Origin of the sequence: Lacticaseibacillus chiayiensis, assembly GCF_004123795.1 — a bacterium.
Classification (GTDB): Bacteria; Bacillota; Bacilli; order Lactobacillales; family Lactobacillaceae; genus Lacticaseibacillus; species Lacticaseibacillus chiayiensis.
Genome location: NZ_MSSM01000005.1, coordinates 49,453 through 62,374 on the forward strand (window position 1 = coordinate 49,453; position 12,922 = coordinate 62,374).

General features: G+C 47.3%; 18 protein-coding genes, 1 tRNA gene and 1 other annotated feature. Of the genes, 2 read left to right on the plus strand and 17 right to left on the minus strand.

Annotated elements, in window-relative coordinates; all coding sequences use genetic code 11:
- Positions 1 to 47 precede the first annotated feature (47 nt).
- On the minus strand, positions 48 to 758 hold the full coding sequence (locus tag BVJ53_RS02390) for a patatin-like phospholipase family protein (RefSeq protein WP_129300987.1): 711 nt from the start codon (positions 756 to 758) through the stop codon (positions 48 to 50).
- Positions 759 to 854: 96 nt separating this feature from the next.
- Here BVJ53_RS02390 and BVJ53_RS02395 point away from each other — a divergent pair, with 96 nt between their 5' ends.
- A complete protein-coding gene (locus tag BVJ53_RS02395) occupies positions 855 to 1,157 on the plus strand; it encodes a hypothetical protein (protein WP_049169511.1) in 303 nt (100 codons plus the stop codon).
- 405 nt (positions 1,158 to 1,562) lie between these two features.
- On the opposite strand, the gene recN is transcribed toward BVJ53_RS02395, so the two are convergent.
- The 16 genes from recN to BVJ53_RS15440 form a co-directional block, all read right to left on the minus strand.
- Positions 1,563 to 3,260: a DNA repair protein RecN gene (gene recN / locus BVJ53_RS02400; RefSeq protein ID WP_129300988.1), complete on the minus strand. Its 1,698-nt coding sequence runs from the start codon at positions 3,258 to 3,260 to the stop codon at positions 1,563 to 1,565.
- 4 nt (positions 3,261 to 3,264) lie between these two features.
- Positions 3,265 to 3,717 carry an arginine repressor gene (locus tag BVJ53_RS02405; protein ID WP_025012428.1) on the minus strand — a complete coding sequence of 151 codons (453 nt, stop codon included), beginning with the start codon at positions 3,715 to 3,717 and terminating at the stop codon, positions 3,265 to 3,267.
- 102 nt (positions 3,718 to 3,819) lie between these two features.
- Positions 3,820 to 4,650: a TlyA family RNA methyltransferase gene (locus tag BVJ53_RS02410; RefSeq protein ID WP_129300989.1), complete on the minus strand. Its 831-nt coding sequence runs from the start codon at positions 4,648 to 4,650 to the stop codon at positions 3,820 to 3,822.
- Positions 4,650 to 5,498, minus strand: coding sequence for a polyprenyl synthetase family protein (locus BVJ53_RS02415; RefSeq protein WP_129300990.1), 849 nt, complete (start codon positions 5,496 to 5,498; stop codon positions 4,650 to 4,652). Before BVJ53_RS02415 ends, BVJ53_RS02410 begins: the two co-directional genes overlap by 1 nt.
- Positions 5,495 to 5,722 (minus strand): exodeoxyribonuclease VII small subunit, encoded by a 228-nt coding sequence (locus BVJ53_RS02420; protein WP_010487989.1) that lies wholly within the window; start codon positions 5,720 to 5,722, stop codon positions 5,495 to 5,497. The genes BVJ53_RS02415 and BVJ53_RS02420 overlap by 4 nt, the downstream gene beginning before the upstream one ends.
- Positions 5,715 to 7,064: an exodeoxyribonuclease VII large subunit gene (xseA, locus tag BVJ53_RS02425; protein WP_129300991.1), complete on the minus strand. Its 1,350-nt coding sequence runs from the start codon at positions 7,062 to 7,064 to the stop codon at positions 5,715 to 5,717. The genes BVJ53_RS02420 and xseA overlap by 8 nt, the downstream gene beginning before the upstream one ends.
- Positions 7,057 to 7,908 (minus strand): bifunctional methylenetetrahydrofolate dehydrogenase/methenyltetrahydrofolate cyclohydrolase FolD, encoded by an 852-nt coding sequence (gene folD / locus BVJ53_RS02430; protein ID WP_129300992.1) that lies wholly within the window; start codon positions 7,906 to 7,908, stop codon positions 7,057 to 7,059. Before folD ends, xseA begins: the two co-directional genes overlap by 8 nt.
- Positions 7,909 to 8,033: 125 nt before the next feature.
- Positions 8,034 to 8,441, minus strand: coding sequence for a transcription antitermination factor NusB (nusB, locus tag BVJ53_RS02435; protein ID WP_129300993.1), 408 nt, complete (start codon positions 8,439 to 8,441; stop codon positions 8,034 to 8,036).
- 1 nt (position 8,442) lies between these two features.
- Positions 8,443 to 8,898 carry an Asp23/Gls24 family envelope stress response protein gene (locus BVJ53_RS02440; protein ID WP_129300994.1) on the minus strand — a complete coding sequence of 152 codons (456 nt, stop codon included), beginning with the start codon at positions 8,896 to 8,898 and terminating at the stop codon, positions 8,443 to 8,445.
- Positions 8,899 to 8,918: 20 nt separating this feature from the next.
- The gene (gene efp, locus BVJ53_RS02445) at positions 8,919 to 9,482 is read right to left on the minus strand and encodes an elongation factor P (RefSeq protein ID WP_129300995.1); all 564 of its coding nucleotides are present in this window, start codon (positions 9,480 to 9,482) and stop codon (positions 8,919 to 8,921) included.
- Between the two features lie 87 nt (positions 9,483 to 9,569).
- Positions 9,570 to 10,637, minus strand: a complete 1,068-nt coding sequence (locus tag BVJ53_RS02450; RefSeq protein ID WP_129300996.1) for a M24 family metallopeptidase — start codon at positions 10,635 to 10,637, stop codon at positions 9,570 to 9,572.
- 74 nt (positions 10,638 to 10,711) lie between these two features.
- A complete protein-coding gene (rpmA, locus tag BVJ53_RS02455; RefSeq protein ID WP_003564659.1) occupies positions 10,712 to 11,002 on the minus strand; it encodes a 50S ribosomal protein L27 in 291 nt (96 codons plus the stop codon).
- An 18-nt stretch (positions 11,003 to 11,020) separates the two neighbouring features.
- Positions 11,021 to 11,371 (minus strand): ribosomal-processing cysteine protease Prp, encoded by a 351-nt coding sequence (locus BVJ53_RS02460; RefSeq protein WP_129300997.1) that lies wholly within the window; start codon positions 11,369 to 11,371, stop codon positions 11,021 to 11,023.
- An 11-nt stretch (positions 11,372 to 11,382) separates the two neighbouring features.
- Entirely contained in the window at positions 11,383 to 11,694 is a 312-nt protein-coding gene (rplU, locus tag BVJ53_RS02465; protein WP_005684402.1) for a 50S ribosomal protein L21, read from the minus strand.
- Positions 11,695 to 11,724: 30 nt separating this feature from the next.
- Positions 11,725 to 11,793 (minus strand) — a sequence feature (ribosomal protein L21 leader region).
- 175 nt (positions 11,794 to 11,968) lie between these two features.
- Positions 11,969 to 12,178 carry a hypothetical protein gene (locus tag BVJ53_RS02470; protein ID WP_129301145.1) on the minus strand — a complete coding sequence of 70 codons (210 nt, stop codon included), beginning with the start codon at positions 12,176 to 12,178 and terminating at the stop codon, positions 11,969 to 11,971.
- Between the two features lie 239 nt (positions 12,179 to 12,417).
- Entirely contained in the window at positions 12,418 to 12,540 is a 123-nt protein-coding gene (locus BVJ53_RS15440) for a hypothetical protein (RefSeq protein ID WP_129300998.1), read from the minus strand.
- Between the two features lie 175 nt (positions 12,541 to 12,715).
- Between BVJ53_RS15440 and BVJ53_RS02480 the strand changes: the two genes are divergently transcribed.
- A tRNA-Arg gene (locus tag BVJ53_RS02480) sits at positions 12,716 to 12,789 on the plus strand.
- The last annotated feature ends 133 nt before the right edge of the window (positions 12,790 to 12,922 follow it).

A 12,922-nucleotide genomic window follows, 5' to 3' on the forward strand; every position in this document is an offset into this window, starting at 1 on the left:
AGTATTACTGAACATTTTGCACTTTTTCGACGCTGATTTCAACTGCTTCACTGATCTGGTAACAAAAACGTCATGCGGTGTAACGCATTTTCGGCATCCTGACGACCCAACTCCAGCATGGAAGCGATTGCGCCCGGTTTAAAATCAAAGAGTTGCGGCAACCGGCGACTGGGTTTTAGATAGCAATCACCGTGATCATGACCAATACGGCCAATGCCTTCACCGCTGATCGCCACAACAAAATCGGCACCGATATCTCTGGCAAGATCAACCGGTAAATCATTGACCACGCCACCATCCACAAAACTAATGCCTTGTCGTTTAACTGGAGTGAACACACCCGGCATCGCACTCGACGCTAATAACCATTCTCTGGCATCCGTAGCATCGAGCACATCTAGCCGCGCTACATGAGCCTTAAAGTCCGGCAGCGAGGTTGTCACAACCAACACCGCTCGGTCATCGCGTTTGGGCATCTTCAGCATTTGATCGAGCAATGGAACAAAATTACGGCGGGCAAACACCGGACCGTTCATTTGACGCGCTGTAAAATATTGCCACCAGCGCGCTAATTGGAATGGCGTCATGCGGGCTGTTGCCGTCGCGTTAATAGCGCCGATTGAAGAACCAATGACAAAAGTCGGCGCCAGTCGCGGACCCAAAACAGTCCACACGCCTGCCTGATATGCGCCATGCGCCGCGCCACCACCGAAAACAACTGCAAGGGTCAAACTAAAACACCTCCGTTTGCATATCATCTTGTGACTGAAGCGATCGTAGGTTAAAAAAATAGTTGCAAGTTTGAACACATGTTCGTATAATGAAGTTACAAACAAACGTTCGGAGGCTTGATCATGGAAAACAAATCATCAGCACTGCAAAGCGTCACCCAGCATCTTGTGGCTTCTTATCGCGAAATATTCGATCTGGCAGCGCCCACTGCCCGCATGCCAATGCATCAGGTGGATCTTTTCATTGACCAGGCCATGCAGCGGCACTATAAAGTGGCACTCTTCTTCAATCACGAATCATCACCTTTTGTTGGCCACATTATTCGGACACTCGGCAATAACCGTTTTCTAGTCAAAGCATACCACAGCAACGTTTTCCGCGTCATGACCAGCACAAGTGTTAACTTTATCAAGCGCTTTGATTAGCAGGTTTTTGGACTTAATCCCGATTCGACTTTAAAACTGCATATTAAGAACCGCCTCTTCTAACTCAAGTTGAATAAGCAGTTTGCATCATCGCGTGCTTTACAACAGAGCTTGCAGCTGGCACTTCTTTAAAACTAAAAATGATGAAAATGGATCATAATTTTCGACACCCAAAATAAAAAAGAACGCATTCCAAATTGATTACGGGAATACGTTCTTTTTTTCTTCCACAAGGATAGTTCGTTCGAGTTGTTAAGATATTAGTGCCAAAGCGGAGCAATCGTAGGCCAGATAAGAATCAGCCATGCCTCCGCTCTAACTTCGCGTCGCCAACCCAGCTGGCCGGAGATTGCGAAGTTTGGCACGGCTGGAACCCGATTGCCTAGGCTTGAATACCAAATAAATTCATGTCCGACCGTGTTTAAATTCATCGGCCATTTTCAACAACTCTTCCGCGTGTTCAACCGTCAGTTTGGTGATCTTTTCACCAGCCAGCATCCGGGCAATTTCATCGACCCGCGCTTTAGCCGTTAATTTGTTAACTTGCGTGGTAGTTCGCCCGTCATAAACGTTCTTGCTGATGACATACTCATGATCAGCCATAGCGGCAACTTGCGGCAAGTGCGTAATACAAAGAACCTGCGAAGATTTGGCAATCAAACTGATTTTATTGGCAATCGCCTGAGCGACCCGGCCCGATACGCCTGTGTCTACTTCATCGAAGATAATGGCTGTCACACCTTCTGACCGAGCAAAAATAGTTTTCATCGCAAGCATCAAACGCGACAGTTCACCACCAGAGGCAATCTTAGCCAGTGGTTTTGCTTCTTCACCGGGATTAGTTTGAATATAGAAAACAGCTTCGTCCAAACCGTCAGGACGAAAATCTTTGGCCTTCGTGAAATGAACCGAGAAGACTGTCTTATCCATGTATAGTGATGCCAGTTGTTCATGAATCGCTTTGGTCAGTTCTTTGGCCGCTGCATGCCGTCGCTTGGACAAGGCCAACCCCAGTTTTTGCAACTGCGCTCGAGATTCCTTTAAAGTACTGTCCAGATCTTCGACCGAAGTTTCGGCTTGCTCCATCTGGTTTAATTCTGCGGCCGCACGTTTACCATAGGCAATCACTTCGTCAAGTGTTTCACCGTATTTGCGTTTGAGCTGATTAAATAAATCAAGACGCTTTTCAACCTCATCAAGCCGACCCTCATCAAATTCCTGGTCGTCAAGCTCGTTAGATAAGTCATTTTGGACATCCTGCAAACTGTAATAGGCGCTTTGCAGATTATCCGCAATGGCCGCAAAATCAGGATCCAAATCCGCGATACTTTGCATGCTCGACATTGCCTGGCCGATTTGGTCAAGCGCATTAACCTCTTCGTCGCTTAGCAAGGCATAGCTTTCCTGTAACGCGGAATTAATCTTTTGAAAATTGGCCAGGCGCTCCCGTTCGGCACTTAGATCCGTATCTTCATGCGGCTGCAGATCTGCGCTTTGAATTTCATTAACCTGGAACTTCAGCATATCCAGTCGTTGCGCCCATTCCTGTTCGTTTGCCTGTTTTTGCTTGACTGCCTGGAGCGTATGTTGGTAATGACGGTAGATTTCGGCATATTGTTGACGGATTTTAAGCAGATCATCCCCCGCAAACGCATCCAGTAAACCTAGATGCGTCTCGGGATGCATCAACTGTTGATGTTCGTTTTGGCCATGAATATCCACCAGCGTTTCACCAATTGCCTTCAACGTTGCGGTATTCACTAAATGTCCATTGACACGGCAAACATTGCGACCGCTTCGGAATAACTCTCGCTGCAATAAAACCGTGTCATTTTGATCCGGATCCATGACCCCATATGCTTGCAATTTGGCTTCAGTAGCCGGATTAGCTTGCGCATCAAACAAGCCCTCCAAACTGGCTTTGGCGGTACCGGTCCGAATGAAGTCCACTGATCCGCGCCCACCGGCAAGCAGACCGACTGCATCAATAATGATTGACTTACCGGCACCGGTTTCTCCTGTAAGTGCCGTCATCCCCGGCTGAAAGCTCAGTGCCAAGTTGTCAATGATAGCAAAATCATGAATTGCTAACTCTTGTAACATTGCTTCACCCCACCATTGCCTCAAGTTCAGACAACACTGCTGACGCATATTGCGCCGACCGACAAATAATCAAAATAGAGGCATCACCACTAATCGTTGCAAAAATACGCTGATCGTCTAGCTGCTCAATTAACGTTTCAACTGCTGCAGCCGTTCCCGGTAACAACGCTAAATGGACGAAGTTATCCATGGCTTCGCCCCACTTCATCGCTGTTACAAGCGTCCGCTTCAATTTGTCAGTTGCAGGAAGCTGCTTTTCAACCGGCATGCTGTAACGATAGTGGCCTTCACCTGCTGGCACTTTAATCAACTGCATTTCTTTAATATCGCGTGAAATGGTTGCTTGCGTTACCGGAATGTTCAGATCGTTAAGGCGCGCCACCAAGTCTTCTTGCCGCTCAATGGGTTCATCCCGAATTAACCGCTGGATGATTGCTTGTCGTTCACGCTTGCGCATATGCTCACCTCTATCAAAAATGGCATCCCAGTAGCTCAGAATGCTTCAGCTTTAGCATAGCGCATGCACTGCAGGGTTGCCACGTTTTTGCATAAATATACATTAAGGGCGTTTCAATTCGGCATAAGCTGCCTTTAAAGTTGCCTCAATATCCACATTTGACGCGACCTCACCCGGAGTTTGTTCGGCATTTTGCAAATGAATTAAAAATTCAATATTACCTTCTCCGCCTTTAATCGGGCTATAGTCTAACCCCAAAACGTTGTAACCAGTCGCACTGGCAAAGTCAACGACCATTTTTAAAACATCGCGATGCACTTGGGGATCACGGACAATGCCGTGCTTGCCGACATGGGCCGGACCAGCTTCAAACTGCGGTTTAATTAACGCAACCGCGTGGCCATCGGGAATCAGAATCGCCTTTAGTGGTGGTAAAATCAACTTCAATGAAATAAAGCTAACATCCGTCATCGCAAATTCAACCGGGCCGTCAGTAAAATCTTCCGGTTTACTGTAGCGAAAATTCACGCGTTCCATCACTTTGACCCGCGGATCTTCGCGTAACTTCCATGCCAATTGATTATAGCCGACATCCAAGGCATAGCTCATCTTGGCACCGTTTTGTAACGCAACGTCGGTGAAACCGCCCGTAGACGCACCGATATCCAAAACCGTTTTCCCGGTTAGATCAAGGTGAAACGATTTCAGAGCCTTGGCCAGTTTGAGTCCGCCGCGACTGACATACGACATTTTTTTGCCTTTCACATGCAGGATCGCGTCACCTGGGATCTTGACACCAGGCTTATCTAATCGTTGATTATTCTGATCATACACTTCACCGGCCATGACGGAGCGTTTAGCCTGCTCCCGTGATTCAAACAGCCCTTGTTCAACTAGCAGGACGTCTACCCGTTCTTTTTTGACTTTTTCCATTATTTCAACACCGCCAAAATCGATTGAAGTGCCGCAGCATCAACAGTTAAGCTCTTTAACGCTGCATCAGCCTGCTGAATCTGAGTTGCCAACGCCTGCTCAGCACCTTTTAGTCCAAGTAGCTCGGGGAAAGTGTTTTTATGTTCGGCCACATCCTTATCCGCTGTTTTGCCTAACTCAGCAGTTGTTTTGGTGACATCATTAATATCATCTTTGATCTGAAAACCGAGGCCAAAAGCAGTCGCAAAATTCGCCAGTGCTGCCTGATCAGCTTCGGGAATCGTGATGAATACGGTACCCATCGCCACAGCGGCTTGAATCAAAGCACCGGTTTTAGCTTGGTGCATATGCTTCAGTGTCGCCAGATCATAGTTAACCCGCTCACCGTCCATATCGAGGACTTGGCCTTCAACCATCCCGGAACTGCCAGCCGCTTCAGCAAGAATCTGAACCAGCGCAGCGCCTTTTTCCGGATAATGTTGGCTCAATAAGGCAAAGGCATCGGTTAAAAGTGCGTCACCGGCCAAGATCGCCAACGCTTCGCCAAACTGTTTGTGATTCGTTGGCTTGCCGCGCCGCAAATCATCATTATCCATCGCGGGCAAATCGTCATGAATCAATGAATAAGTATGCACATATTCAAGTGCAGCAGCTGCTGGTAAGGCTTCAGCGATCACACCGTCATACATTGCCACAACACTCAACAACAACAAAGGCCGCAATCGTTTGCCGCCAGCATCGACGGAGTAAGCCATCGCAGCACGCAAATGCGGGTTAGGCACCTTTGCCAGTGTTTCATTTAATGTATGCTCAACGGCTGTCCGCCACTGACTTAAGATCGGATTCATTGTTGGCCTTCTTTAGGTTGAAACGGTTGCGTGGTGCCATCGTCGCTCACCATTTCTGTCACCGTTTTTTCAGCTGACTTCAGCGTTTTCTCAAGTTCCTGACTCAATTTCACGCCGGCTTTAAATTGATCCAAAGCCTTTTCAAGTGGTACATCGCCTTGCTCCAGTTGATTGACAATTGCTTCAAGTTGGGCAAGTTTCTCTTCAAACGTAGGTTCAGCCATGTTTCTTCTCCTTTGCTATTACACGAGCGCCAATTTGGCCATCCGCAACATGAATGTGGATATCGGCATCGACGGCATAGTCACTCGTCTTCTTAAGCATCTGCCCGGCATCATCTGTCACGTAAGCAAATCCCCGGCCGAGTATCTTCAGCGGACTCAAATGGTCCAGCCCCAGCGCTGCATTAGCTACCGCTTGACGCTTGACTTTAACCACACTGACGACCGCCCGATCCAGGCGGTGTAGATCATCGACCAGCTGCCGTTTGAGGTTCACGACTTTTATCAGTAATTGGCGTCCATCAAGTTGTTGCGTCGCCATGGCCAAACGATGGTCATTTTCACGCAATTGATTGACCATGATTTGATTAAGCCGCTGCCGCAATTGATCAACGCGTTGCACGTACTGGTCGTACAAACGATCAGGCTGGGTTAAGACGACGCTTTCTGCAGAGCGCTGAAGTCGGCTTGCAGCATTTTGGAGTCGGTTGTGCATCGCATTAACCAGACGCACACGATCTTCCGAGATGCGATTAAGTGCGTCTACCAAGGTCACAGGCGTTACAATTTCAGCAGCAGCTGTTGGTGTGGCAGCACGACGATCGGCAATAAAGTCGGTAATCGTTGTATCGGTTTCATGTCCGACTGAACTCACAATCGGAATGGGCATGTCGACTAAAGCCCGCGCCACTTTCTCTTCGTTAAACGGCCACAGGTCTTCAATTGAACCGCCACCGCGGCCGATAATCACGGCATCAAAGCCCGACATGGCCTTAATGCGGTTCAGCTGTTTGACAATCGAATCCGCCGCCTGATCGCCTTGGACAACCGCCGGAAAAAGGGTCAGCTGTAGAATCGGATAACGGCGCGCCACAGTGGTCATGATATCCTGAATCACCGCACCGCTGGGACTGGTCACAACCGCCACACGTTTAGGAAACAACGGCAGCGGGCGTTTGTTACGATCAAATAGCCCTTCGCTAGCCAGCTTTTTCTTTAACTGTTCAAAGGCTTGGTAGAGTGCGCCAACGCCGTCTGGTTCCAAACGTTCCACAATCAGCCGGTATTCGCCGCTTGGTTCATACAGACTGACGCGGCCAACTGCCAGAACCTTCATGCCTTCTTCAAGATTGAATTGCAACTTGCTAAAGGCATTCCGGAACATCAAGGCACCAATTTTGGCGTGATCATCTTTAAGTGAAAAATATTGATTGCCAACCCGTTTGCGATAATTAGAAATTTCACCGGTTAGATAAACCTTTGCCAGATAAGGATCTGCATCGAATTTACGTTTTAGGTACTGGGTAAGTGCTGTGACACTTAAGTACTGGTCGGAATCAACCATGCAATCGCCTCTTTGCCAGTTCAACTGTTTGGGCCATTAGCGAGGCAATCGTCATTGGCCCCACGCCACCCGGTACCGGCGTTAAAGCACCGGCAATAGCATCAACCGCCTCGGCATCGACATCGCCTTGCAGTTTACCATCAGCTCCGCGCGAAATACCGACATCAATGACTGTTGCGCCCGGTTTAACTGCATCGGCACCAATAAAATGCGGCACGCCAATTGCAATAACCAAAATATCCGCTTCACGCGTCAACGCTTTAAGGTCGTGCGTTTTACTGTGGGCAATGGTTACCGTAGCATCGTGATTCACCATCAGACCAGCCAATGGTCGGCCCACAATATTCGAGCGGCCAACAATGACCACGCGCTTACCAGTGACATCAATCTGATAGGCATCTAGGAGCGCCATAATCCCATATGGCGTCGAGGCCACAACAGTCGGTTCATTGGTCCACAGGCGGCCCACGCTCACCGGACTAAAGCCATCCACATCTTTATCAGGATCGATCGCATTAATCACAACTCGTTCATCAAGTTGCTTGGGTAACGGCAGCTGGACCAGAATGCCATCCACATCAGGATCTTGATTCAATTCAGCTACCTTAGCCAATAGGGTTTCCTGAGAGGTTTCTTCTGGCAACTTAAACATTAGGGAACGAACCCCGATTTCCTCCGCGCGCCGTTGTTTGTTACGCACATAAACCTGGCTGGCCGGATCCGATCCCACCAAAATGACTGCAAGTGTCGGTGTTACGCCTTGTTGTGCCAAATCAGTCACTGTCTGCTGGAGTTCACTAAGAATGCGTTTTGAAACTACCTTGCCATCCAATCGCGTTGCCACAAAAACCACTCTCCATTTGATTAGCATTGTCTGATCTAAAAATCAACGTTATCGATTTCTCGATCGCGTCAAGTACCGGTATAAAGCAAAAACCGGCCAAAGTAATTGTCTTTGACCGGGTTAACTTACGCTTTCGGCGATGCTTCAATAAAATTAGCCAAAATGCCATTTACAAACTTAGCAGATTGGTCATCGCTATAACGTTTGGCCAAATTGATGGCTTCATTAATTGCCGCAGCTTCCGGCATCGCTTCTTCATAGCGAATTTCATACAGGCCCAAGCGCAGAATCATTAAATCCGGTTTGGTCAAACGACTCAACGTCCACCCTTTTTTAAGCTGAGGGGTTAAAGCAGCATCCAACGCTTCCTGATGCGTCAAGACGCCTTCCACCAATTCGCTTAAATAAGGGGGCACTTCAGCATCTTTAGGTAAAACCTCTGCATATACTGCGCTTTTATCTGCTTCCGGATTCGTTGCCAAAGCAAAAAGTGCTCGAAAGGCAGCTTCACGGATCGCGTGTCGTGATTCCATGTTAATCGTCATCCTTGCTGCTTGTTGTTGATGGTTCATCGGTGTCGTCATCTTTAAACAGATCATCCGGATTGACTTTTTCCGCTTTTTCAGGAATGACGCCAACGACATGCACATTCACTTCGCTTAACGTCAAATCCGTCATAAAGAGTAACTGTTCACGTAACTGTTCTTGCATGGTCAAAGCCACTTTCGGAACAGAGACGCCGTATTCCAGATAGACGTAGACATCAGCCATAATCTTATCATCGGCAACTGTCACACTAACGCCTTTGCCGTGGTTGGCACGACCAAACCAGGCGTTAATTGAAGACCCTAATGTACCGCGCATTTGATAAACACCGTCCACCTGACTGGCAGCAATGCCCAAAATGACTTCTAAAACTTCAGGAACAATTTCAATGGTTCCTTGGGCATCTGTCCGATTTGCTAATATGATATTGGTTTCTTCAGCCATGGCGAGAACCCTCCTAAGCCTTAATTATTGGCACGTGAAATGTAAGTACCGTCATCCGTGTTAATCGTCAGCACATCGCCAGTGTTGATGAAAAACGGCACCTGAACGACTAGGCCGGTTTCCATGGTAGCTGGTTTCGAACCGCCACTGCTGGTATTGCCACGAATGCCCGGTTCGGTTTCCTTTACCGCCAAGTCAACGGTCTTCGGCAACTCAATACCCAAAGTTTCATTGCCGTGCATAATAATTTTAACATTCATGTTTTCTTTTAAATAATTCAACTGGTCGCGAATCTCATCACCGGGAAGCGTCAGTTGATCGTAAGTATCGGTGTCCATGAAGACGTAATTATCACCATCAGCATAAAGGTACTGCATGTTTTTACTGTCGATCTGCGCTTTTTCAACCTTTTCAGTTGATCGGAACGTTTTTTCCTGCACCGCACCCGTGCGCAGGTTCTTCAAAGTCGAACGAACAAATGCCGAACCCTTGCCTGGCTTAACGTGTTGAAATTCAACGATTCGCCACAGGTCACCGTCGACCTCAATCGTCAAACCATTCTTAAAATCATTAACAGATATCATGAACTTCCTCCATACATTCAGTTGTAAGCTAAATCTATTCTAGCAAGCGGTGAAGATGCTTGCAACAGCCATGCCACGTAGAGCGCCTCACAGGACCAATAATTCAGCCGGTGCCGGTTGACTAAGACTTTGATTACCGTCTGCTGTTACGAACAAATCGTCTTCGATTCGGACACCGCCAAGACCCGGAACATAGATGCCAGGTTCATCGGTTACGACATTGCCTTTTGCAGCTGGCACATCGAGATAAGGACCCCAGGCGCCAGGACCTTCATGAATCGACAAGCCAATGCCATGTCCGGTACCATGGCCAAAATATTGACCATAGCCGGCATCATTAATTGTGTGATGCGCTAAGTCATTAATCGTTCGTCCCGTCACACCCGGTTTCAAAGCCTGTTGCACTTTTTGATTGGTCGCATAAACAATTTGGTAAATCGTCTTGAGTTTGGCTCCCGGCTCACCGACTGCAAATGTCCGCGTTAAATCGGACATATAACCATGATAGATACAACCCCAATCGAGGGTCACAATATCCCCTTTGACAATCTTCTTTTCCGTTGCGGCGCCATGCGGCATTGCCGAACGCATGCCGGAAGCTACGATTGTTTCAAAAGAGACATTACTGGCACCAAGTTGACGCATGAAGAAGTCCAAGTCATTGGCGATGTCAATTTCCCGCATCCCTGGTTTGATCGTATCAAGAACATGCTGATACCCTTTTTCAGCAATGGCAACTGCCTTCTTAATTAAAGCCAGTTCCTCCTCGTCTTTGACTTCGCGTTGTGTTTCGACAAAGTCACGTGTTTGCACTAGTGTTCCCTGCGTTAAAAGATCAAATGCTTCGTAATCGGCATAATTTAGATGAACGGCTTCAAAACCAATGCGAGTCAACTGCAACCGATTGGCTAAATCTCCCGCCGCCTTATACAAACCATCTTGATGCAACACCAGTTTGGCGTTATGTACCTGTTGCTTAAACTGCTCGGTAAACCGGGAATCGGTTATAAAATAAGCTTTCTCCGGCGTCACCAGCAAGGCGCTTTCTTCACCGGTAAAACCTGTCAAATAAGTAATGTTGGTGGCATCGGTGACAAAAAAGCCATCTAATTTTTTGTCCAGAATCCGCGCCTGCAATGCTGTTATTCGATCCATCCAAACCACTCCCTATTGACGTCATTTTAAAATTTTGAAAAAAAAACGTCCCGATTACCGGGACGTCATCAATATTATTCAGCAGCTGCTGCCGGATAAACTGAAACCTTCTTCTTGTCACGGCCGAAGCGTTCAAACTTGACAACGCCGTCAGCAGTCGCAAACAAGGTATCGTCGCCGCCGCGGCCAACGTTTTCACCAGGATGGATCTTGGTACCGCGCTGGCGATACAAGATGTTGCCTGCCTTAACGAACTGACCATCGGCACGCTTGCTGCCCAAACGCCGGCCTGCAGAATTACGGCCGTTAGATGTTGAACCGCCACCTTTATGGTGAGAAAAGAATTGTAGATTCATCTTTAACATAACGTACACCTCCGAGAATTAATTTTGTTTTAGTTGTTTTGTCGTAATCAAAATGCGATCAGGATATTGATCTTGGATGCTCTGCAGTTCGAGCAATAAATTTTCCAACAAAATCTGACTAATGTGCAACTGTTCGCCAGTGATTGCTGACTTAAGTGCCATTTGCAAATGGCCACCATTAACCTCATCCGCATCAACGTCAGGTTTAAAGCCCGCTAAGGCTTCGACACCATTGACAGCACCGATACTCACGGCTGATACAGCAGCACAGACGATATCATTACCGGTTTTGCCGGCGTCGGCATGGCCACTCAGTTCGAAACTGACGATATCGCCATGCTCATCACGATGAAAAACTGCCTTGATCATAAACTGACCTCTTATGCGTTAATCGCGTCGATAACGACTTTCGTGTATGGCTGACGATGGCCCTTCTTTTGATGAGAGTGCTTCTTAGGCTTGTACTTGTAAGTAACAACCTTTTTCTCGCGCCCTTGTTTTTCGACTTTGCCAGTCACGGTTGCGCCGGCTACGGTTGGTGTGCCGATCTTGGCATCACCTTCACCAGCAACCATAATCACTTCGTCAAAAGTAACTTGTTTGCCTTCTTCGGCATCAAGCTTTTCAACATAAATGGCTTCGCCGACTTCAGCTTTATACTGTTTGCCGCCTGTTTTGATAATTGCGTACACTGTGTGCACCTCCTGTTTTGCCTCTCGGCTTTTCCCCTGAAGACTCGCCAAGTTAGGTGCTTACGCTTAAAACCTAACGATGTGCGGTTGCATAGGAGGGGTGCCAAATACAACGGATTAATACTACCAGATAGCAAGCCAAGTTGCAAGCATATCGCCGATAATAGCGGCTTTTCCGTTTGGTACAAATCTGCCAGCCATTTTTCAACTTGGCTTGGCACCACTTACTTGGTCGGATGCTCCCAATTTAAGTCTGCGGTTCTCAAAAACTGATTTACTGCGGCAAGTGTTGCTCACGGTAAAGCCAAACACCAATGATGACTGCAGGCATATAAAGCGCATAAATCAGGGTAAAGAAAGTCAACCAGCCGCCAAACGCTGCATTAATGATCAATAAGGCTACATATAAAATGCCATCAACGACCCAATTAATCGGTTGTCTGAGTTGGGTGGTTACCGTTATCAGCAATGCGGCGGTAACCATTAAAATGAAGATATTCAGCAAAATGATGATAAATGCCACCCCCTGGATGGAATTATAGCCAAGCCAAACAGTTTCAACAAGGAAACGTTTAGTCCGCGACTTCGAGCCAAAGAAAAAGGCCCAGAAAAAATCTGAGCCTGCCCCTGCCAAGGAACCTAATATAGCATAGAACGTGTTCATGTCACCAGTCCCTTGGCCAAAAAGCCGTTGGTAATAAGTCACACACTAGCAGCAAGACATTATTTCTTCAATTGTTGTAACGCTTTTTCAATTGTCTCACCTTTGCCAGTGTGGTTAGCATTGTGCGGATCAATAGCGATGAATTCTTGCGTCTTCATGTTCAGTTGGATTCGATATTCCATCAGAATCCCTCCATTCCTAAAAAATGTGAATGGCCTTCGGTAGCGATTGAGTGTATGTTACTCACTTATTGTTAGGAAGTCAAGAGCGTGAGCAGGAGCGCTTACAAAGTTCAAGTTCATTCCTCAACATTCCGTTGACGCGTACCCTCGCTTCTCGTATACTTAATAACGATTTGTACCAGTAGCTCAGCTGGATAGAGCAACGGTCTTCTAAACCGTTTGTCCCGGGTTCAAATCCCGGCTGGTACACTTAAGTTAAATAGTTTGTCTAAACAAAGCCTGACGTTTCGGGCTTTTTGTTTCCCCCAAGGTTAGTTAAATGTTACCTCTAAATAGCTTTAGTGCCTGTAACCGCCTCCCTAGACACCTCATTCTTTAACCG